This window comes from Sphingobium psychrophilum, assembly GCF_012927105.1.
Taxonomy (GTDB): domain Bacteria; phylum Pseudomonadota; class Alphaproteobacteria; order Sphingomonadales; family Sphingomonadaceae; genus Sphingobium; species Sphingobium psychrophilum.
Map to the genome: position 1 here is coordinate 54640 of NZ_JABBFV010000015.1, position 22332 is coordinate 76971.

Here is a 22332-nt window from a genome sequence, read left to right on the forward strand (position 1 = left end):
TCTCTGGTCAGGCCTTCTTGCGCGTTTTGCGGCGAGCCGTGCGGGCGGGGAAGCCGGGGTCGAGGACGCGGCCTATTTCATCAATGCGCACCTGACGCGCGCGCCATGCCTTGAGCGTATTAGGGGAGGGGTAGCTATATTTGAACGGGTCACCCTTGTCCGCGTCGCGCGCCTTGAGCGCCCCGCCCTCGTTGGGCGGCGCGACGGCGAATTGTTTTTCGGAGAATTTCACTACCCGAACCAATTCGCGTGCCCCCCCGTCTCGTTCGACCGCCAGCACATCGTCCCTGTGCAGGCTCAATATCTTGCGCGCGGTCGGATTGGCGACCCGGATCGCAGATTGCCAGCCGGGCTGATGCGCATCGAACATGGAGACGACTTCATTCACCCATTTGCCTCCCGGCAATTCCCAAACATCGTACCGATAATTGGAATCGCCCTTATATCCCTTATAGATGCGTCCATTTCGGTCCTTAATCGGAATGACGGACAGCGGTTCGACGACGCGCACCCGCCGCACGCCGCCAAAGGGGTGCCATTCCAGATCGGGGAAAGCCGCCACCGCCTTTTCGAACGCCTTGCCCTCCAAACCGTCGAGATGCTGGTAAAGTGCGGCCTTCAGATCGGCGTCCCGAATGCGATCCAGGTCGGCGAGCTTCTTGAAACTGGATAGTGGCACGCGGCGCACGACGATGCTGTTACCCTTCGCGTCGGTTTTGCCGGTGAAACCATAGGCGGTGTCATTGTGCAGGCGGCCGGCGGTTGCGTCCTTGCCTTTGGCCAGTCCGGCTTTCGACGCCGTGCCATGGTCGGTGCGATGGCTGACGGTGATGGCATTGACGGCGGTGCGCAGACTGTCGCGGAAATTGTCCCAAGGCGGCGGGATTTCGATCCGTTCGCGCCCGTCCACACCTTCCTGCCCCGATACGCGCGCAATCTCATTGAGCATCTTGCGATCAACGATCGCCACGACCACGGCATCGATGGCATGGTGGCGATGGTCTTTGCGGTTTTTGGCCTGATCCGCGCCGAGATTATGATCTCCAAGCAGGCCGTTGAGGCCCAGCTTGCGCCGCACCATCTCGGTCAGCCGCCCCGGCGAAACCCAGATATGGCCGCTGCCCTCGCCCTTTCCGGGGTACAACGTCGCCAAATATTCGCGCGACAATCGGGCGAGATATTGGGTATCAACCAAATGGCGCGCCTGAAAGCCGCTCTCATCCTTGAACTTCTCCATCGCGTCCGGCTCAAAGCGCCAGCGCTTGTTACGCGGCAATTGCGCAGCGCGAGCGGCGATCTCTTCCCAACGCGCGGTATGGCCCCACGCCTCATAGGGGGACCGTTTGCATTTCTCCCGATTGGACTCGCGCATGCAGACTATCTTGTTGCCGTTGCTGTCGTCCAAGGTAGCCGTGAAGGGCAGGATATGATCCACCTCGACCGCGACTGAAAACAGCATGTCGATCGAAATCTGAGTGCCCGTATAGATGCACCGTCGGTCCAGCACATTGGCGGGATTGAGTTCTTCCCATAATTTGAGTAGCGCACGATTGGTGCCGGTATCGGACTTGCCGATGGCAAGTAATTTATCCGACCGCTTTTCGGCGGCCAGTCGGTTGTCATTATTCTCCTTGTTAATCCGCTTCTTGTCGTCGTCGGTCAGCTTGAGTTCGCGCGCCAGTTCGATCGCGATTTCGGCGGGCGGACCATAGGCGCGGATCAGCGTGTTGACGATGCGGCGCAGCTGATTGAGTCCGATATGGACGGTGGGATTCGTCAGGCGACCGACCCGCATCTCATCCGAATGGGATGGATCTCCGGTGCCCGGCATGATGTGTCGCTCCAGCGCCACGCCATAATAAGGGAGTTGCGGGCACCCTTCTTTATCCTCGAAAATTTCGCCGGTGCGCCGGTCGCTATGATGGCCAAGGTCCGCCGCGATCACGGCGTCGCTATAGACGAGCACGCGCCCGTCCTTTTCGCCATCTCGCAGCGCATCGATCAGCCGCCGGGTCGCGACCTCGCCGAAACGGCCATAGCCCGGCGGCAAAGGCGCATTGGCGACGGCGCGGGCCTGTTCCGGGGTCAGCGCATAGGTGTCACCCAGCCATGCGCGAAAAGCGGCATCCTGCGCATCGCTTTCGACATCTCCCAGTCGCGCGATGATATCCCATTGGTCTTCGATCGACAGATGGACCCAGCGATTGTCGAAGCGCGTCTTGGCACCCATTGCCGCCGCGACCTCATCCCCTTTCAGGTCGGTGCGGTTCTCGCTTTCCTTGTTGAAGCGAGCATCGGGATCCAGTTTGAGCGTCTTGCGCAAGCTTGTGAAACTTACCTTGCCCTTGTCCTTGAGCTTCAGGAACAGCGTGTCGCGTTCCTCGCGCGTCAGCCGCTGCGCGACTTCGCCGGGCCGCACGATCATCAGGGCGTTGAGTTCCTCCAAAAGGCGGCGGCGCTGGAATAACGGATGCGCCTTGGGCAAGCGCGGATGGCCCCCGATCAGCGTGCACATGCCGATTTGCGGGGCCTTCAATGGCCGCTGGTAAAAGATGATCTCACGCAGCCGGTCATGGGCGTCATTGGTCAGCACGTCAGGGTGATGCGGCGCCTGCGCTCCCCAGATGGCGTCGAACTCTTCCTCCATCAGGTCGCGACCGGGATAGAAGTCATAGCCGCGCTCTTTTCCTGCTTCATCCTTTTCGGTGTCCAAGCGGGTACGAACGCGCGGGATTTTATTGGCATCCACGGCTCCGATGCGGCGCATGTGCATCCATTTGCCATAGGTCCAGCTGCCCGGTTCGGCACCGGCCTCCTGCTCATCCTCGGCGATCGCCTCGCGCGTACGGTCGATGCCCTCCACAATCTTGCCTGGATCGTCATCCGCCTTGCGGTCGGCCTTGCGGTTCGACTTGAAGCCGCGCCGCTGGTTGAGGTGGAAGAGCGCGCGGCCCAGTTCCGGCAGCGTCAACACCTCGTCCAGCGCGCGTGCGCGCACAGCATAGGGATCGATCGCGGCCATCGCCTTGCGCGCCGCCTCATCGGCCGGAAACAGCCCGTCGGCGATCAGATATTTGATTAGTGCCCTTTGCCGTTGCTGGAACCGGTCCCGCCTCCGCCGCATCGCTCGTGCGTCACGCCGGTCCACAGCAAGTGAAGCGCCGGACTTGGGATCACGGCCGTCACTGAAAATGCGGGAGCCGGCGGCGAGGATGCCGATCGGCTCGTATCGATCATCGATCTTCTGCAATTCGATTGCTGCCCAACCTAACGAATTTGCGCCAAGGTCGGCACCCAGGCGCCAGATTCGGCTTTTCTTTTCCACCCGCTTTCCCTCATCCGATACAAGAGTTTAAATGGGGCAGGCTCTTTCATTTTGGTCAAGTTTAATCGCGACCGAAATGAGTCACCGGTCGCAGCAGGCCTTGACCAAGTCGTTGCAATCGGTCATCGTCGTCACTCAGAGATCGCGGTCTGGCAGTTAACAAGTGTCAGTACGCACCAGATAAGGGCGACGCTCCGGCGTCGCCTTTTTTGTGTTTGCGCAATCGGACAAGTCTCCGGGCAATCTCGCAGTTCTGGCCTTCGTGTTTTGCCGATAGCCTGCCGATAGACATGGTATCGATAGTGTGACCGGTGATTGGCGCGATCACCCTGGTCTAATCCATGCAGCGGGCCGACGCCGATGAAACCCATCGCCTATTAAAGTTGTGGTCATTCATTCAGTTTTCGGGACAGTTATGACGAAAATGATTGCCATAATTCCCAAAAACACGATGTTTTATCGAAAAATGCGACAAAAAGATAATGACGTATTTACCGATTGACGCTGCTGCCAGCATGTAGTTACGTATCGATAATACGCAAAAATATACGAAGATGATGATGCGGCTAACGGAGAGGACCAGGAATGATCGCATCGGCATCGGACATTCGTCCGTTCATCCCTGACGATGTCGCGAAGATCGTGCTCTCGCCCAAGTCCTATGCCGACGATGCCGTCATTTATGGCGCGTTCAAGTGGCTGCGCGAGAATATGCCGCTGGGCGTCGCACAAGTTCCCGGTTTCGATCCGATCTGGATCGTCACCAAACATGCCGACATCAAGGAAGTCGAGCGCAACGGCAAGCTATACCATAATGCCGACCATAACCCGATCCTGAACGACCAGGCGTCCGACGCTTTCACGCGGGACATCAATGACGGGTCACTGCGTATCATCTCCTCGCTTACCTTCATGGACCCGCCTGAACATGCGGCCTATCGATCGGTGACGTCCAACTGGTTCCTTCCGGGCAAGATCGGCAAGCTGGAGGAACAGATTCGGGCGCTGGCGAAGAAGTCGGTCGAGCATCTGCTCAGCTTCGACGGTGAATGCGATTTCGTGCGCGACTTCGCGCTGCATTACCCTCTTCGCGTCATCATGACGCTGTTCGGCGTGCCGGCCGAGGATGAACCGCGCATGTTGAAGCTGACGCAGGAATTTTTCGGCGTCCACGATCCAGAGGAACAGCGGCCCGAAATGGTCGCCGACCCGGTGGCGGGCGCCAAGATGTGGGCGGCTGCATTGGAGGATTTCTATCGCTATTTCGACGATCTGAGCGCGAGGCGTAAGGACGTACCGACAGACGATCTGCTGTCACTGATCGCCAATTCGCGAGTCAACGGCCTGCCCATCCCGCGCGACGAAGCCAATGGCTATTACGTCGCGATCGCGACCGCCGGGCACGACACGACATCCTCGTCCACGGCGGGCGGCCTGCACGGCATGATGCTGTACCCGGAAAACTGGGCGAAGGTGAAGGCCGATCCGGGGCTGATTCCCGGCCTGGTGGACGAAGCGATCCGCTGGACCAGTCCGGTCAAGCATTTCATGCGCAACGCGACCGCCGATACGGTACTGCGCGGCCAGACCATCCAGGCAATGGACCGGCTGATGATGTGCTATCCGTCCGGTTGCCGGGACGAGGACGTGTTCGCCGATCCCGACCGCTTCGACATCACCCGTTCGCCCAACCCGCACATCGCCTTCGGCTTCGGGCCGCATATGTGCCTGGGTCAGCATCTCGCCAAGCTGGAGATGCGGGTGCTGTTCGAGGAGTTGCTGCCACATCTGAAGTCAGTCGAACTGGCCGGGACACCGCGCATGGTCGAAACCAATTTCGTCGGCGGCTACAAGACGCTGCCGATCCGTTTCACGCGGTGTTGACGCGGATGCCGCGCACCTCTTCCCCATCCAACCGGACCCAGTCCATGAGCCCATATCGAGCCCCCCTTTGAAGTCGCGTCTGCAATGGCGGCTGCGGCTCTGCCTTTCCCCTTTCGGAGATCCTGTATGAATGCTTCCGCTACCATTGCCGCCGCTCTCCATGGCGAGGCTGGCCACGAAGTCCGTCTGCCGCCGCAAAAGATGCTGATCGGCGGGTCGTGGGACGGGGCCGGAGACGGTCGCACCATCGATGTGGAAGACCCGGCGACGGGACAGGTGTTCGCCAGCGTTCCGGCGGGCAGCGCAGCGGATGTGGACCGGGCCGTGACCAAGGCGCGCGCCGCGTTCGAGTCCGCCGCATGGGCGCGGATGCGGCCGCTCGACCGCGGCAAGATCATTGAGGCGATCGCGCGCAAGATTGAGGATAATGCCCAGGAACTCGCGCTGCTGGAAAGCTATGACAATGGCAAGGCAGTGCATCATGCGCTGGCGGTGGATGTACCTGCTGCCGTCGATATTTTCCGCTACATGGCCGGCTGGGCGTCGAAAATCTATGGTCAGGTGAACCCGATTTCGGGGGATGGCCGCCAATATCACAGCTATTCGGTGCGCGAACCGATCGGCGTCGTCGGCCAGATCGTGCCGTGGAATTATCCGCTGGCCATGGCGGCGTGGAAGATCGCGTCGGCGCTGGCGGCGGGCTGCACCATCGTCCTCAAACCCTCGGAAGTCACGCCGTTGACTGCGCTGCGCCTCGCCGAACTGGCGCTGGAGGCGGGGTTGCCCGAAGGCGTGCTGAACATCGTCACCGGCTATGGCCATGAAGCGGGGCAGGCGCTGGTCGAACATCCCGGTATCGACAAGATCGCCTTCACTGGATCGACCCGTGTTGGAAAGCAGATCGTCCAGACCGCGGCAAAGGATCTGAAGCGCGTGACGCTGGAACTGGGTGGCAAGTCGCCCTCGCTGATCTTCGCCGACGCCGATCTCGACAAGGCGGCGATCGGTGCGGCGCTCGCCATCTTCTTCAACAGCGGGCAGGTATGCCTTGCCGCCTCACGCCTCTATGTCGAACGCTCGGTATTCGACAAGGTCGTGGATGGCGTCGCGCAGGTGGCCAAGAGCTTCAAGCTCGGCCATGGCCGCGATCCCGACACGATGCTGGGGCCGTTGGTGTCGAAGGTGCAGCAGGGCCGCGTGCTGGACTTCATCGCACAGGGCAAGGCGAGCGGCGCGGACCTTGTCACCGGCGGCGGGACGGGGGACCGGGACGGCTATTTCGTCGAACCGACCATCTTCGCCAATCCCGATGCCGACGCCAGCATCGTGCGGGAGGAGATTTTCGGCCCGGTGCTGGTGGCGACCCCGTTCGACGATGTGGACGATGTAATCCGGCAAGCCAACGATACCCGTTATGGCCTGGCCGCCAATATCTGGACCCGCGACCTGTCGCGCGCTCACCTGACCGCGCGCAAGCTGCAAGCCGGGACGGTGTGGATCAATACCCACGGCATGAACGATCCGTCCGCGCCCTTTGGCGGCGTGAAGGAATCCGGCTGGGGGCGCGAAGTCGGTGAAGAGGGTGTGTTGCACTATACCGAAACGAAGACGGTGACGGCGCTGCTGGACGATTGAGGCCAATAAAAACAAGAATCGAGGAGGGAAGATGGCAATGGAAAGGATGCGCATGACGGCACTCACCACAGCCTACATGACCGAAAATTGCGAGCGCCATATTCCCAATCCGGCCATCCCCAAATGGAACCAGAGCTACTATTTCAACTTCTATGACCGGCAGGCGAAACTGGGCGGCTTCATCCGCTTCGGTTTCATGGAGAATGTCGGCGAAACCAATGGCTTCGCGATCTTCTTCATGGACGGAAAGCCGCTGTTCACCCGCGTCAACATGAACCTTCCCTACACCCAGGATCGTCCCGACGGTGGGGTGACCGTCGCGGGTGTGCGCCTTGAGGCGGTGCGGCCGTTACAGACGTGCCGGATTACCATCGATACCGAGGATTTTGGCGTCGACCTCAGCTGGGATCAGCGCTTTGCGATGGGCGACAGCATCGTTCCGGGCAATCAGGACGATGCGATCGCGCGGGAACTGGCCTATATCCATCTGGAGGGCGCGTGCGACGTCACCGGCACGGTGCGCCTGCGCACTGGACAGACCATCGCGATCAAGGACGCGGGTTTTCGCGACGTCAGCTGCGGTCCGCGCAACTGGGCGGGGGTTCAGCATTATCGGCTGGCATGGCCGATCTTCGACAATGGCATGTCCTGCGTGGCGGTCCACGCCATCACCGAACAGGGCGAGGGCTATCAGAAAATCCTGCACGACGGGAAGCGTTGGCATCATATCGGTCGGGTCGAAGAAGTCATCGATTATGAAGCCGACGAAATGGGCTTCCGCCATGTCCATTGGAAGGTGTGGGACGAGGATGATCGCTTGTGGGAATTTACCGCCAAGCCGTTGTTCCGCTGGCAATTCCCCTTCGACAGTTTCGTGATGGTCGAACAGATGATGGAATATCGTCTGAGCGACGGGACGATTGGCTATGGCATGGGTGAAGGCGGTTTCCGCTTCCCCTGGGAAGGCAATGGCAATTGACATGAGCGATATCATCGACGCGCCACCGATTGACAGGATCGACATCTGGAATCGCGACGACATGGAGCCGCGCATTCGGGAGATATTGGACCGGACCGTGCGGGACCGGGTGAAAGGCCCCTATGCAGCGAAGACCGACGAAGAGGTCATCGCCATGCTGACCCGCTATTTTGCCGCCGAAGGACTGGCGGATGTGGCCATATCCGATGTGTCACGCATGGCCGGCGGCGCGTCGAAGGAACAGTTCGCCTTTCTGCTGCGGCACGGCGCGGATCAACGGGGCGAGCGGCTGGTGCTGCGCATGGACCCGCTGGAAGCCATTTCGCAAACCTGCCGCGGGCGTGAGGCGCAGGTGCACCGTGCCTTCGCCGACATATTGCCGGTGGCGTCGGTGCGCAGCATCGATGCAGATGGCGACATCATCGGCCAGCCAGCGATCATCCTGGGCTTCGTCCAGGGCGTCACAGAACCCAGCCAGGGCAGCGGCCATGGCGTATCGGGGATTGGCACGCGCTATGACGACTGGGCGGACAAGCTGGCCCCGCAGTTCATTGATGCACTGGCAAAGGTGCATCGGTTCGACTGGCGCACCGCAGATCTCTCCTATTTCGCGGCGCCCGATCCGGGTACGCGGCAGGCGGCGATCTGGCAGGTCAACTGGTGGTCGCAGGTCTGGTGGGACGGGGTGGTGCAACCTGTCGCGATGGTGACCTATGCCGAACGTTGGCTACGTGAAAATGCGCCGGTCTGCGACGCGCCCGTCATGTGCCACAGCGATTTGCGGCTGGGCAATTTCATGTTTGAGGAACCTAGCGGCAAATTTACCGCCGTGCTGGACTGGGAACTTGCGCATATTGGGGACTTTCACGAAGATATCGCCTGGGCGACCCAACGCCTGTTCGGGACATGGACCGATGACGGCATCTTCCTGGTCTGCGGCCTGATCCCGCGCGACGCATTCCTCAGTGGCTATGAGGCGGCATCGGGTAACCGGATCGATCCGGCCAAGCTGCGCTATTATGAGGTTCTCAACGCTTATAAATGCGCGGTGATCGACCTGGGCCAGGCGATGCGCGCTGCGACCGAGAGCAACAATCATCAGGACATCATCCTGACATGGCTTGGTTCGGCGGGGGCCGTGTTCCTCGAACAACTCGTCACGCTGATCCGGGAGACCTGAATCATGCTGCCCAATATCGATCTGCGCATCGCGAACATGGTGAAGGCGCTTGAACAGGTCATCCTGCCCGCGTTGCCGCGCGACCAGCGTCTGGCGCGCGACCAGGCCATGCTGGTGGCCGGCCATCTGCGCATGCTGGGTGATCAGTGGAAGGCGGCCTTGCGCTACGAGCAGATATCTCTGGATGCCCTGGCCGGGCTTGCCCTCGACTTGATCCCTGCTGCGCCGGCTGCGCTCGGCCACAGGCTGGCGGAGGCTCTGACGGCGGCGCAGGGATGCGACCGCGAGAGCGTCACCGCGCTGGAGCAGGCCAATATCGCGCTGGGCCATGCCGTCGATGCGGTGATCCTGGTGGGGGAGGCGCATACGCCGCTGCCGCAGTCGTCGATCGACGCGATCCTCGATTATGCGCTGCGTCATGCCCGGCGCGAACGGACATGGTTCAAAGCCAATAGCCTTGACCCCGATCAGGGTGAACTGCCCGATATCGCCGAAATGATCGATGCCGCATCGCACGCATGAAAGAGGAGATCTGAGGAATGCCCGACATGACCAAGCAGGTTGCGGACTATCCCGTGAAGAACGCCTTTCGACACAAGATGGCGGAGGATGGCCGGGAGTCCGCGACACACCAGTTCGTCCTGCCGCAATATGGCATTGCAGGCTTCTATTATCCCACGGTGCGCGCCAACGGCCATGCCAAAGGCCGGCTGCACCTGTTCGGGCCAGCGCTCGACGCGCCGATCGAGGAGGAAGTCGAGCAGGTCGTGTCCGACGACATGGACTTTGACGACTGGCGTTTTGGCCCACTGCTGATGGCGGTACGCGAGCCGTTCAAGACCATTGATCTGGGCTGGGCGGGCGACCGCGTTCAGTTCGAAGGACAGTGGACCGCGATCCATCCGCCCTATGCTTTCAGCATGCATCCTAAGGGCAACCCGCCTTATTATGGCGACGATCGCACCGAACAGCATGGCGTCATCCGCGGCAATCTGCGTGTGGATGGTAAGGATTATCCACTCAACGACTTCATGATCCGTGATCACAGTTGGGGACCGCGCGTCTGGGGTCTTAACCAGCACTATAAATGGTTTCACGCCACCACGAAGAAGGTATCGGTGCACTTTTTCGAAATGATGTCCTTCGGCCAGGTGGAGACACGGGGTTATCTGTTCAAGGACGGTGTGATGAACCATGTTGCCTCCATCGACTATGCCATCGAATATGACGAAGACATGATGCAGGACCGTTTCCAGGTCACCGTCACTGATATGCAGGGGCGATCGGTATTTATCGATTGCAAGGCCTTCGCCAAATATTCCCTCGACCTCGATCCTATCGTGCTGCTGAACGAAGCCGTAGTGACCGCCACCATTGACGGCGAAGCCGGCACCGGCTGGTGCGAATTTTGCTGGAACCGGGACTATCTCCAATTCGCCAGACCCTATGTCCGGCGCTTCGCATGGTGAAGGATTCCGTGATGGACGATAGTCCGCTTCTGGCGACCTGCGATGATGTGGACGTGTGGGACCGCTCGGAGATGGAGCCGCGCATCCGCCATGTTCTGGAACGCACGGTACGCCTGCGCGATACCGGCCCCTACAGGCCCAAGTCGGACGGTCAAGTGACGGACATGCTGACCCGTTTCTTCGTGGCGAAGGGTCTGGAAGACATAGCCATAACCGATGTGGAGCGCATGTCCGGCGGCGCTTCGAAGGAGCAGTTCGCCTTCACCCTGGTCCATCGGGCGGATGGCGGGGGCGAGCGGCTGGTGCTGCGCATGGACCCGCTGGAAGCGATCGCCCAGACATGCCGTGGGCGGGAGGGCGAGATCCAGGCGATCATGGGTGACCATATGCCTGTCGCGCCAGTGCGTTGGTTCGATGCCGATGGCGACTTGCTGGGCCAGCCCGCGGTCATATTGGGCTTCGTCAGCGGCGTTACCCAGCCGAGCGACGGAGGCGGGCAGGGCGTGTCGGGTATGGGCGGGCAGCTGGGCGCCCTGATCGACCAGCTGGCACCGCAATATATCGACGCGCTCGCCACCACCCATCGCTTCGACTGGGCGCGTGCGCATCTGGAATTTTTCGACGCGCCACGCGCGAACAGCAACCAGGCGGCGATCTGGCAGGTCAACTGGTGGTCGCAGGTGTGGTGGGACTGCCTGGTGGAACCGGTGCCGGTCGTGACGTTGGCCGAACGCTGGTTGCGGGAGAATGCGCCGGTGTGCGACCGGCCGATGCTGGTGCATGGCGACCTGCGCATGGGCAATTTCATGTTTGAGGAATCGAGCGGGCAATTTACCGCCGTCCTCGACTGGGAACTCGCCCATATCGGCGATTTCCATGAGGATATCGCCTGGACCATGCAGAAGCTGTTCGGGGCCTGGGGCGCGGACGGCGTCTTCCTGGTCAGCGGGCTGTTGCCGCGCAACGATTTCATCGCGCAATATCAGGCGGCGTCGGGCAATGCGATCGACCCGGCGAGGCTGCATTATTACGAGGTTCTCAACGCCTATAAATGCGCGGTCATGGATCTGGGCCAGGCGATGCGTGCGTCCGTCGCCAGCAACAATCACCAGGAAGTCGTTCTGACCTGGCTTGGCTCTGCCGGCGCTGTTTTCCTGAGCCATATCGTCCAACTCATTCGGAAGGGCTGACCCATGCTGCCGAGCATCGACCTGCGCATCGCGAATATCGTCAAGGCGCTGGAGCAGGTGGTCCTGCCCGCCCTGACCGGGCGCGAGCGGCTCGCCAAGGATCAGGTCAATCTGTGCATCGGTCATTTGCAGATGATCGCCCAGCAATGGCGATGGGCGGCGGCGTTCGAGGCTGGCTCTTTCCACGCCATGATCGCTCTGGCGGAACAGATGCTGCCCTCGGTTGATCCAGGCTATGCCGAAGAACTGGCGCAGGCGATCGCATCGGCCAAGGCGGTGGAAGGCCAGGGTTTGGCAGCGGTCGAACATGCCATCGTCGCGTTGGGCGGCCTGATCGACCGCATCATCCTAGGCGAAGATGGCAAGGTGGCGCTGGCGCCAGCCGTCTGGGAAGCGGTGCTGGACTATGGCGAGAAGCAGGCGTTGCGCGAACGCACATGGTTTGCGGCCACCGGTCTGGACCCCGATCGGCAGGAACTGCCGAGTATCGCGGCGATGATGACAGCATGAAGCACGAAAATCCCGTTCTGCCCGAGCATGATCCCGCCGGCGCGCTGGCGCACATGGTCGCGGATACGCGCTACGCGGACCTGCCGGCTGGCGTGATCGATCTCGCCAAGCGGGCGATCCTCGACACGCTGGCGGTGACGATCGCAGGGTCGGGCTGGGAGATCAGCCCCGCCATCGCCGATCAGGTGGCGGAATGGGGCGGGGCGCCGCAGGCGACCGTGCTGATCCATGGGCATAGGGTGCCGGCGCCCATGGCGGCTTTCGCCAACGGCGTGATGGCCCGCGCCATCGACATGGGCGACGTGCATGAGACGGGCGGCCATGTCACCGAATGGAATGTGCCAGCCATGCTATCCGTGCTTGGGATCGCCGATAGGCCGGTCAGCGGCCGCGATTTCCTGACCGCCTATGTCACCGGCGCGGAAGTGGGCGTGCGCGCCAGCGCGGCGCTCAATCTGGTGCGTTATCACACGACCTGGGGTATGCCGGGCGAATGGAACGGGCCGCTCTGCGCCGCCGCATCGGTTGCGCGCATCCTGGGCCTGAACGCCGACGAGATATGGAATGCGATGGGCATGGCCTATACGGTCCATGGTATGTCGGAATATAATAAATATTCCGAAGGCACGCAGATGGCCCGCGTGCAGCACAGCTTTGCGGGCGACACGGCGGTCAAGGCGGCGCTGCTGACGCGGCGCGGCGTGACGGCACCGCGCGGCATATTTCAGGGCGTGCCAAGCGGCATTTTGCGGCATGTCGCCTGGGACGATGTGCGCCCCGAATTGCTGACCGAGGATTTGGGCATCCGCTGGCAACTGGCCGAAGGGTTATCGATGAAGCCCTATTCCGCGTGCAAATTCACCCACAGCTTCATCGCCAGCACGGTCGCCATCATGCAGGGCGAAGGGCTGGACTGGCGCGACATCGACCGGATCGATTGCATCGGCAGCAACAGCGCGCGCATGACATTCGAGCCGGCGGCGGCGAAATGGAACCCGCGCAGCGTTCCTGAAGCGATGTTCAGTGCCCCCTATACGATCGCGACGGCGGCGATCACCGGCGGCTTTTTCCTGCAAGATTTGCATATCGACCGGATTATGGACGAGGAACGGCGCGCAGTGATGCAGCGCGTCCACATCATCGCCGACCCCGATCATGCCGACCAGTTTGAGGGGTTTTCCGTCAAGATCATGCTGACGGACGGACGGCGCTTCACCCATGTCACGCCTTATGTGAAGGGCCATAGCCGCAATCCCATGGACTGGGACGATCTGGCCGAGAAGCTGCGTCGCTGCGCGCCCTTCGCCGCCGTCGCGCTGCCGCAGGGGAAGCTGGACCAGCTGGTCGCGCTGTGCCGCGCCATGGAGGAGGTGGAGGATATGCGTGACGTCCTCACCCTCATGACCGCCTGACATTCCGACTTTTTGCAACCTTGGAGAACATCATGAAGGCCGCCATTCTCAACAGCCTCGACGGCACATTCCAGATCGAGGAGATCGACATCGACGCGCCGCGCGGCCGCGAGGTGCTGGTGGAGGTGAAGGCGTCAGGCCTCTGCCATTCCGACCTGCATTTCGCCGAGCAGGATTTCGGCGTGCCGCTGCCCGCCGTTCTGGGGCATGAACTGGCGGGCGTCGTCCTGGCGATTGGCCCGGAAGTGCGCGAATTCGTGGTGGGCGACCATGTCGTTGGATCTTTGATCCAGTTTTGCGGCCATTGTCGCGCCTGCATCGGTGGGCGAACCTATCAATGCACCCATCCTGAAGAGACGCTGCGCGACGATCCTGACCATGCGCATCGCCTGACCCGCAATGGCGAGGGGGTGGCGCAAGTGTTCGGCACGGGTGCCTTTGCGGAGCGTGCGCTGGTGCATGAAAACCAGCTTGCCAAGGTGCCCAAGGAACTGCCTTTTGCCCAGGCATCCTTGCTGGGGTGCGGGACGATTACCGGCGCCGGCGCGGCGATCAACACCGCCTCTGTGCGGCCGGGCGACACGGTTGCGGTGATCGGCATTGGCGGGGTCGGGCTGAACGTGATTTCCGGGGCGCAACTGGCGGGCGCGGCGCGGATCGTCGCGATCGACATGCAGCCGAAGAAAGAGGCGTTGGCGCGCAAGTTCGGTGCTACCGACTTCATCGACGCATCCGCAGGGGACAGCGTAGCCGCGGTGCAGGCGCTTATCGAGGGTGGCGTCGATCACGCATTCGAGGTGGTGGGTATCAAGGCGACGTCGGAACAGGCGATCAAGATGGTCCGAAAGGGCGGTGGCGCCTATCTGATCGGGGTACATGCGCCAACCAGTACGATCGACGTCAATGTCACGGTCGACCTGCTGACCAATCAGGTCGACCTGCGGGGCGTCTATATGGGGTCGTCCAATATCAAGCATGACATCCCGATGTATGCCCGGATGTATCTGGAGGGTAAGCTCAATCTGGACGACCTGATTTCGCGCGAGATCAACCTGGCCGACATCAACGACGCTTATAAGGAATTGAAGGGCGGCGCGATCGCGCGAAGCGTCATCACGTCCTTCTAGGGACGTTCGAGCGGGGCGGCGGCGTCATCCTGTTGGCCGGAGCGGGTGGCGACGCCATGTCGGGCGCGGCCCCGTTCGCTCATCCGATCGATGTCACCCGGCCAGAAGGGCGCATCGAAGCCAGCGATCAGCCGCTCGATGCGCCACACGCCATCTTCCAGCCGATAGTCGGTGCGGTAGAAGCCGGTCGTTTCCAGCTTCGCCGCCCGGCCGTCCGACGACATCAAAAGCAGATAGCTGAGCGTCGTCGCCTTTTCCCGTGTCTGCCGTTCGACGATAGTGTTGAGGATCATGTGGCGGCGCTGGTCATGCTGGTGGGGCCAGAATTCGGTCAGCCAGCGCACCACCCGATCGCGGCCGACAAAAGGCCCGATCGGAATGCGCCCCAGCACATTGCCTTCCCACACAGCATCCTGAGTGAAACAGTCGGACAGGGCTTCCGTGCGCCGCTCGTCATAGGCCCAGCAATAGCGCGCGATGCGCTCGCAAATCACTTGCCTATCCCCGGCCCCGTCCGGTCCTTCATCGCCACGCGCCTCGCCCAGTGGGAGCATCCCGGCCTTGTGCGCCCAGCCGGGCAGGACGAACGCATCGTTCGATGGATCAGTCATGACGCGCCGTTCGCAGCGGAAACGCCGAACAATTTCGGGATGAGGAGAAGTTCGTCCAGCGTGCTGCGCGGATCAAGCGCCCCGTCGAGCGAGCGGAGGGTATCGACATTGTCGCGCAAATCCTCCGGTCCATGGTCGGGATTGAAATAGCCTTCGCCCACGACGAAGCCGACACGGGCGACCTTGCCCGACGATACGCTGAAAATGTCGCCGTTCAGCATGGTGGAGCGATGGGCGAGCCATAGAACGGTCGGCGAAACGATGGCGGGCGGTCCCATCGGCACCTTGCCCGCGCGAATATCCGCCTGCCAATCGTCGCTGCCGGAATCGGCCCCGCCAAAAAAGGCGTCGCGGTTCATGCGGGTGACCGCCATGGGCGCGATAGCGTTGACGGCGATGCCGCTGTCGCCGACCTCGTTCGCCAGCGCTTTGGTGAAGCCCGCTACGCCGAGCTTCGCCGCGCCATAATGGACGAGCTGCGCATTGCCCGCGAAGCCTGCATTCGACGTGGTGTTGACGATGCGGCCGTGGCGCCGGGCGACGAAATGCGGCCAGACCGCCTTCGACATCTGGAAGGTGCCGTCCAGCGTCACGGCGATCATCCGCCGCCAGCTGTCGTCGCCGATATGCTCCAGCGTTGCGAAGTCGATGATGCCGGCATTATTGACCAATATGCTGACCGTGCCGAAGGCGTCGAGCGCAGTCTGCACCACGGCGGCCGCCCCGTCCGCCGTGGTGACGCTATGACCGTTGGCGACCGCCCGGCCGCCGGCGGCGACGATTTCGTCCACCACCGACTGCGCGACCTGTGCCGATCCGCCCAGGCCATCAGGTTCGACACCGATGTCGTTGACCACGACCGCCGCGCCGCGCGCCGCAAACGCCAACGCATGTTCGCGGCCCAGACCCCGGCCGGCGCCAGTGATGATGACGACGTCGTCGTCGAAGCGCATCTGGTTCATCTTCATACGCCTCAGCCCGGAATCTCGAACAGGCCGGCCGACCCCATGCCGCCCGCCACGCACATGGACACGACCGCCCAGCGCACCCCGCGCCGCCGCGCCTCGATCAGCGCATGGCCCGCGATGCGGCTGCCGGTCATGCCAAAGGGATGGCCGAGCGCGATGCCGCCGCCATTGACGTTGATCTTTTCGGGATCGATACCCAGAAAATCGCGGCAATAGAGATATTGACTGGCGAAGGCTTCGTTGATTTCCCACAGACCGATATCCTCGACCTTCAGGCCGGCGCGATCCAGCAGCTTGGGAATGGCGAAGATCGGGCCGATGCCCATTTCTTCGGGCGGGCAGCCGGCCGACTGGAAGCCGCGATAAAGGCCGAGTATCTCGCGCCCCTCCGCTTTCGCCGTCGCGTGATCCATCACTATCTGGGCGGAAGCGCCGTCGGACAGCTGGCTGGCGTTGCCGGCGGTCACGAACTTGCCTTCCTTGACGATCTGGCCATCGCGCCAGACCGGCTTCAGCCGGGCCAGTCCCTCCGCCGTGGTACCGGCGCGGATGCCTTCATCGACCGAGAGCGTCAGCGTCTCGGTGCCCGATATGCTGCCATCCTTTTCCACGATATTCTTGGTGACGGTGATCGGTGCGATCTCGTCCGTGAAGCGGCCGGCCGCGACAGCGGCGGCGGCGCGCTGATGGCTGATGGCGGCAATCTCGTCCTGTGCCTCGCGGCTGATGCCATAGCGCTCGGCGACGATCTCCGCCGTTTCGATCATCGCCATATAGGCGTGGGGCTTGCGGTCCAGCACGGCGGCAGGGCGGGCGCGATGGGTGGGGGCATAGTCGCGCGTGTGGCTGATCGATTCGACGCCGCCAGCGACCGCGACATCCATGTCGCCCGCGATGATGCCGCGTGCGGCGAAGGCGAGCGCGGTGAGGCCGCCAGCGCATTTGCGGTCGACCGAGGCGCCCGGAATCGTATCGGGCAGGCCGGCGGCGAAGACGGTGGTGCGGCCGATATTGAAGCCCTGATCGCCCCATTGCGATCCCGCGCCGAAAATGACGTCCTCGATCCGGGCTGGATCGATGCCGGCGCGGGCGATGGCCGCGTTGACGGCATGGCCGGCCAGCGCCGGGGCGTCGGTATCGTTAAAGGCGCCGCGCATCGCCTTGGCGACGGGAGTGCGGGCGGTGGAGACGATGGCAGCTTCGCGCATGGATATTCTCTTTTCAGCGGACGGTTTCGAAGAAATCGGTGAGCGCGGCCAGGAAGGCGGCGCGCGACTGATGGTGCAGCCAGTGGCTGGCACCCGGAAAGCGGACCAGCCGGTGGTCGGCGATGCGGGCGAGCCGGTCGGCCGCGGGTTCGGGAATCCAGCTGTCCCCGCCATAGGCCAGCAGGGTGGGGCAGGCGATGGCCGCCAATATCTCGTTCAGGTCGACGCCATGGGCATCTTCCGGCGCGCGATTGCGGCAGGCGTCGTCATATTTCCAGCGCCAGCCGCCATCGGCGGTTCGGGTGACGCCATGTTGGGCGAGATGGGCGATGGTTTCTGCGTCCACACCCGGATTATGCTGCGCCATGCGGGCTGCGGCCTCTGCGACATTGGCGTAGATACGCGGCGTGCGCTGCCGGTCGCGGCGCTGGCCGTCGATCCATTGGCGCAGGCGGACGGGGTAGGGTTTGGGCGCCTTCGCCTGATCGCGCATGATCGGCAATTCGACTCCCTCGATGCTGCACAGAGATCGCACCTGTTCGGGGAAGGTCGCCGCGAAGCGCAGGGCGATATGGCCGCCCATCGAATGGCCGACGAGATGGAGACGATCGAGGCCAAGCGTATGGACACAATCGGCCAAGTCTATCACATGGTTGGACAAGGCGTAGGAGCCGCGCCCGGTCCAGTCGCTGTCGCCATGGCCGCGCAGGTCGATGGCGACGACATGATGGCGGTCAGCCAGGGCGCTGGCGATCCAGTCCCAATTATGGGCATGATCCAGCAGGCCATGCACCATCAGCACCGGGGCCGCCGCAGGATCGCCCCATGTCAGGACATGGCGGCGCGATCCGCGGATGTCGATGAAGGCGGAATGGGGTGCGATCATGGATCAGCCGACGACCGACTGGGGACGCAGCGCGCGGCGCAGGATCTTACCAGTCGGTCCCTTGGGCAGTTCGTCCAGCACGGTGATCGTCGCGGGGATCTTGTAGGCGGCGAGGTGGGAGCGGCAATGCGCCAGCATCTGATCGGGTGTCGGGTGGCGGCCGGGTTGGAACGCCACGAAGGCGATCGGGACTTCGCCCAGCATCGCGTCCTCGCGTGCGATCACGGCCGCTTCCGCCACGCCGGACACCTGGTAGAGAATTTCTTCGATGTCGGCGGGGTAGATATTCTGGCCGCCGCGGATGATGACATCCTTCTTGCGATCGACGATATAGGCATATCCGTCCGCGTCCAGATGGCCGATGTCGCCGGTCCGCAGCCAGCCGTCGCGCAGCGCCATCGCACTGTCGAGCGGTGCGCGATAATAGCCCGCCATGAGGTTCGGCCCGCGCACGACGATCTCGCCATTGACGCCGGGGGCACAAGGCGCACCGTCATCGTCAACGATGGCCAGGTCCATGCCGTTCAGTACGCGGCCGATGGTGCGTTCTCGCTCCATCGCGCCATTATCGCCGAGGCGGACCTGCGTCAGGGTAACGAGCGCGGTGGCTTCGGTGAGGCCATAGCCGGTGAGCAACCGGACGTCCGGCGCGACGGTCAGCAGCCGTCGCAGCAGCGCGGACGGCACCGGCGCGCCGCCAGTCATGATGGTCCGCAAAGAGCCGAGCGAATCGCGGCTGGCGGACGGATGATCGAGAATCTTCTGGAGCATCGTCGGTACGGCAGGCAGGAAAGTGCAGCGATGCGCCGCGATGGCGTGGATACAGGCGGCCGCGTCGAAGCGCGCGTGCAGGACCAGCGTGCAGCCGGTCACCAGCATAGCATTGATGCACTGGTTAAGGCCGAAGGTGTTGTAGAGCGGCAGGGCGCACAGGATGACGCTATCGTCGTTCAGCCCCAGCCAGCCCGGCGTGCTGTCATAATTGGCGGCGAGATTGGCGGCCGACAGCATGACGCCCTTCGCCTTGCCCGTCGTGGCGCTGGTGAGAAGGAGCATGGCCATGTCCTCCGGCTGGAGCGGGACGGGCGCGGGCAGGGGCGCAGCGTGGTCGATCGCGCGCGGCAGCGACCGGCTGTTCGCGCCATCCGCCGGTGCGTCTAGCAGGATCAGCGGGCAGCCCATATCCGCGTCCAGCGCGTCGACGATATCGCGGGTGGTGACGATATGGCCGATCGCGCAACAAGTGACGGCATGGCGGATTTCGCCCGCCCGATAGAGTGTGTTGATGGGCGTTACGACCGCGCCGAGCGCGAACAGCGCCTGTTGCACCAGAATGAAGTCGGGCGAAGCGCGCAACAGCAAGCCGACATGGTCGCCATGGCCGATACCCAGCGCGGCGAGGCCGCCGGCCATGGCCTGCGCATCCTGCGCCAGCCGGGCGAAGCTGTGCGTTGCGCCCGCGAAGACCAGTGCCGCCCGGTCGGGCGACTCGGCGGCGAGGTGAAATAGGTGGGTGGCGCGATTAGCCATGCGTCGCCTCGGCCAAGGCGGGCAGGGAGAGGCCGTAGCTGGCGGTCGCCGTGCCGGCGAACAGGGCGTGCTTTTCCGTGTCGCTGGCGCCGACGGTCAGCCGTTTGAAGGCGTTCCAGAGCGTGCCGTAGGAATACATAGCCTTGTCGACCGGAAAATTGCTTTCGAACATACAGCGGTCCGCGCCGAACACGTCGATGCAGCGTTCGACATAGGGACGCCATGCGTCGGCCAGTTCGATCGAGGAGGGCGGCATGTCGCGCTCGTGCCATAGCGCGCCGCAGATGATCATACCGAAGCCGCCGATCTTGACCCGCACATTAGGGCAGCGGGCAAGGTCGGCCATGTCCTGCGACCAGCGCTGGAAATTCTCCTCCGCGCGCCCTTCATAGGGGCCGACGCCGATGATGCAGCCGATATGGTCGAGGATGATGGGCAGGTCGGGCATGGCACGCGCCAGCGCGGTCAGTTCGGGGATCTGCCGGTGATAAAGCATCGCGTCATAGACGAGGCCCGCCGCCTGCACCCGCGCGAGTCCGGCGCGATAGGCCGGGTCGGCCAGCATCCCGGTGGGAGCGGGGCGCAGCACGATGCCGTCGGGAAACAACTCGTCGCGGGAGACGGAATGGCGGATGCCGCGCAGCCGACCATCGGCGGCGTCCGCATGGGCGGCCAGCACGTCCTCCACTGCATCGCCCAGCATCAGGTCGGCATGGGCGACGATGCCCGCGGCGACTGCGGTGGCCGCGCCGCGTCGCGCCGCTTCTGCGGCGATCGCGGCGATCGCTTCAGTCTCGCCCACCGGCGCGAGGTGGGCCGGCCCCCCGGCGCGATAGGCATAATGCGCCTGGACGAAGACGGTCGCATCGATCCGGTGGCCTTCGCCCAGGTCGGCCAGCAATTCTTCGAGCAAATAGGGGACGCCCGCTTCCACCCACAGGTGATGATGCGGGTCGATGATCGGCAGGTGGGCATCGATAGCTTCTTCGCGGGCGCGGGCCAGCCATGCCGGATTCGGCGCCGGATAGCGATAACGGCCCGTTACGTCCAAACCCATATCCTGCCTCTCCATTCTGCTTTGCCCGATAATGTTTCGGATAAAAGCAAAAAGCAATCTCCTTATTCCACCCTCATAATCGCCAATTTCGCTGGGGAATAGGCCATTTCCAATCCCTTCATCAAAATCCGACTAATCGTCGATTTATCTTGACTAGGGCGTGGAGGGCGGCATAACCAAGGCTACAACGCCGCTCACCGCTTCAAGCATGGGAATGGTGCTGGGATGAGGAATGCACTGATGGCACTAAGCAAGGTGGGGGTCGTTGCGACCGCCCAGACAGAATTTCGACCTGCCTGGAACAATGCCCAGCATATCGATCTGATCTCTTCGGTGGTCACGTCGGTATTCAAGGGTTCAGGCCTGACGATCGATGATGTGGACTTCATCATCGATTCCGGCAGCGACGTGCTCGACGGCCGGTCCATTTCCAACTGTGGATTCCTCGGCGCGCTCGGCGCGCATCACAAAGAAGAGGCGCGCGTCGAGGAAGACGGCCTTTGGGCGGCGCTCTATGGCGTGAACAAGATCCGCGCTGGCTCGTCCTCGGTCGGCCTGATCGTTGCCTATTCCAAGCCGTCGGAATCCAATGTCGATCTTTACTGGAACGCGCAGGTGGAGCCTTTCTATCAGCGCCCGGTCGGCTTCGGCCAGCGTGCCGCCAACGGCATCATGGCGCAGCGTTATCTGGCCGACAGCGGCCTTTCGAGTCGCGACCTGGCCGATCTGGTCGCAGACCGCTGGGCCGCCGCCGCGGCGTCTGGTAAGGTGTCGATCGACGCGCTGCCCGATGCCGATGCTGTTCTGGCCGCAAAGGAAGGCGCCGCGCCGCTAACCGAACTGATGTTCGCCCGGCCGGTCGATGGTGCCGTGGCCGTGCTGATCGCGCGGGAAGACATCGCCCGGCGGGTCAGCCGCAATCCGGCCTTCATTACCGGCATGGGCACGTCGATGGACACCCACAGCGTCGCCGCGCGGGAAGCCGGCCGGCTGTCATCCGCCGCCACGGCCGCCGCCATGGCCTACCGCAATGCCGGCTGGACGTCGGCGGATGCGGACATTGCCGAAATCAGCGGGTCGTCGGTCATCGGCGAATTGCTGGCGATCGAGGCTCTGGGTCTGGCGGCAGCGGGCAAGGGCCTGTCGGCCACACGCGATGGGAAGGTCGCGATCAACCGTTCGGGCGGCGCCCTGCCGGCTGATCCGATCATGGCGACCGGCCTCGTCCGACTGGCGGAAGCCAGTCGGCAACTGAGCCAGCCTGAAACGTCCAGCGGCGGCGCTCCCAGCCGCGCCATCGTCCACGGCGCCGGCGGCGTCGGCATGCAGAACAACTGCGTCTTCACTCTCGAGGTTTGATC

At 62.9% G+C, this 22332-nt stretch carries 18 protein-coding genes; 11 read left to right on the forward strand and 7 right to left on the reverse strand.

Going from position 1 to position 22332, the window contains the following annotated elements; translation table 11 throughout:
• Nucleotides 1–7: 7 nt before the first annotated feature.
• A complete protein-coding gene (gene cas9, locus HHL08_RS17945; RefSeq protein ID WP_235955116.1) occupies nt 8–3250 on the reverse strand; it encodes a type II CRISPR RNA-guided endonuclease Cas9 in 3243 nt (1080 codons plus the stop codon).
• Between the two features lie 660 nt (nt 3251–3910).
• Between cas9 and HHL08_RS17950 the strand changes: the two genes are divergently transcribed.
• From HHL08_RS17950 to HHL08_RS17995, 10 genes are all read left to right on the forward strand, one after another.
• The gene (locus tag HHL08_RS17950) at nt 3911–5209 is read left to right on the forward strand and encodes a cytochrome P450 (protein ID WP_169574409.1); all 1299 of its coding nucleotides are present in this window, start codon (nt 3911–3913) and stop codon (nt 5207–5209) included.
• A 201-nt stretch (nt 5210–5410) separates the two neighbouring features.
• Entirely contained in the window at nt 5411–6844 is a 1434-nt protein-coding gene (locus tag HHL08_RS17955; RefSeq protein ID WP_169574461.1) for an aldehyde dehydrogenase family protein, read from the forward strand.
• Nucleotides 6845–6896: 52 nt separating this feature from the next.
• Nucleotides 6897–7823: a DUF7065 domain-containing protein gene (locus HHL08_RS17960; protein ID WP_169574410.1), complete on the forward strand. Its 927-nt coding sequence runs from the start codon at nt 6897–6899 to the stop codon at nt 7821–7823.
• A gap of 1 nt (nt 7824) precedes the next feature.
• Nucleotides 7825–9003: a phosphotransferase family protein gene (locus HHL08_RS17965; RefSeq protein WP_235955118.1), complete on the forward strand. Its 1179-nt coding sequence runs from the start codon at nt 7825–7827 to the stop codon at nt 9001–9003.
• Between the two features lie 3 nt (nt 9004–9006).
• On the forward strand, nt 9007–9525 hold the full coding sequence (locus HHL08_RS17970; RefSeq protein WP_169574412.1) for a hypothetical protein: 519 nt from the start codon (nt 9007–9009) through the stop codon (nt 9523–9525).
• A gap of 26 nt (nt 9526–9551) precedes the next feature.
• Nucleotides 9552–10472 (forward strand): DUF7064 domain-containing protein, encoded by a 921-nt coding sequence (locus HHL08_RS17975; protein WP_235955119.1) that lies wholly within the window; start codon nt 9552–9554, stop codon nt 10470–10472.
• Nucleotides 10466–11662, forward strand: a complete 1197-nt coding sequence (locus HHL08_RS17980) for a phosphotransferase family protein (protein ID WP_169574414.1) — start codon at nt 10466–10468, stop codon at nt 11660–11662. Before HHL08_RS17975 ends, HHL08_RS17980 begins: the two co-directional genes overlap by 7 nt.
• Before the next feature lie 3 nt (nt 11663–11665).
• Nucleotides 11666–12172 (forward strand): hypothetical protein, encoded by a 507-nt coding sequence (locus tag HHL08_RS17985; RefSeq protein ID WP_169574415.1) that lies wholly within the window; start codon nt 11666–11668, stop codon nt 12170–12172.
• Nucleotides 12169–13584 carry an MmgE/PrpD family protein gene (locus HHL08_RS17990; protein ID WP_169574416.1) on the forward strand — a complete coding sequence of 472 codons (1416 nt, stop codon included), beginning with the start codon at nt 12169–12171 and terminating at the stop codon, nt 13582–13584. The genes HHL08_RS17985 and HHL08_RS17990 overlap by 4 nt, the downstream gene beginning before the upstream one ends.
• Before the next feature lie 32 nt (nt 13585–13616).
• Complete coding sequence (locus tag HHL08_RS17995; RefSeq protein ID WP_169574417.1) at nt 13617–14711, forward strand: alcohol dehydrogenase catalytic domain-containing protein; 1095 nt, start codon at nt 13617–13619, stop codon at nt 14709–14711.
• Here the strand turns inward: HHL08_RS17995 and HHL08_RS18000 are convergent.
• Genes HHL08_RS18000 through HHL08_RS18025 form a run of 6 tightly spaced genes read right to left on the reverse strand, consistent with a single transcriptional unit; the run spans nt 14708 to nt 20971 of the window.
• Nucleotides 14708–15322 (reverse strand): nuclear transport factor 2 family protein, encoded by a 615-nt coding sequence (locus HHL08_RS18000; RefSeq protein WP_169574418.1) that lies wholly within the window; start codon nt 15320–15322, stop codon nt 14708–14710. The genes HHL08_RS17995 and HHL08_RS18000 overlap by 4 nt on opposite strands.
• Nucleotides 15319–16284, reverse strand: a complete 966-nt coding sequence (locus HHL08_RS18005; protein ID WP_169574419.1) for an SDR family NAD(P)-dependent oxidoreductase — start codon at nt 16282–16284, stop codon at nt 15319–15321. Before HHL08_RS18005 ends, HHL08_RS18000 begins: the two co-directional genes overlap by 4 nt.
• An 11-nt stretch (nt 16285–16295) precedes the next feature.
• A complete protein-coding gene (locus HHL08_RS18010) occupies nt 16296–17498 on the reverse strand; it encodes an acetyl-CoA C-acyltransferase (RefSeq protein WP_169574420.1) in 1203 nt (400 codons plus the stop codon).
• A 13-nt stretch (nt 17499–17511) separates the two neighbouring features.
• Nucleotides 17512–18384, reverse strand: coding sequence for an alpha/beta fold hydrolase (locus tag HHL08_RS18015; RefSeq protein WP_206377960.1), 873 nt, complete (start codon nt 18382–18384; stop codon nt 17512–17514).
• Nucleotides 18385–18387: 3 nt separating this feature from the next.
• Nucleotides 18388–19914, reverse strand: a complete 1527-nt coding sequence (locus HHL08_RS18020) for a class I adenylate-forming enzyme family protein (RefSeq protein WP_169574421.1) — start codon at nt 19912–19914, stop codon at nt 18388–18390.
• Nucleotides 19907–20971, reverse strand: a complete 1065-nt coding sequence (locus HHL08_RS18025) for an amidohydrolase family protein (RefSeq protein ID WP_169574422.1) — start codon at nt 20969–20971, stop codon at nt 19907–19909. Before HHL08_RS18025 ends, HHL08_RS18020 begins: the two co-directional genes overlap by 8 nt.
• Nucleotides 20972–21211: 240 nt before the next feature.
• On the opposite strand from HHL08_RS18025, the gene HHL08_RS18030 reads away from it, so the two are divergent.
• Nucleotides 21212–22330, forward strand: a complete 1119-nt coding sequence (locus tag HHL08_RS18030) for a thiolase C-terminal domain-containing protein (protein WP_169574423.1) — start codon at nt 21212–21214, stop codon at nt 22328–22330.
• Nucleotides 22331–22332 lie beyond the last annotated feature (2 nt).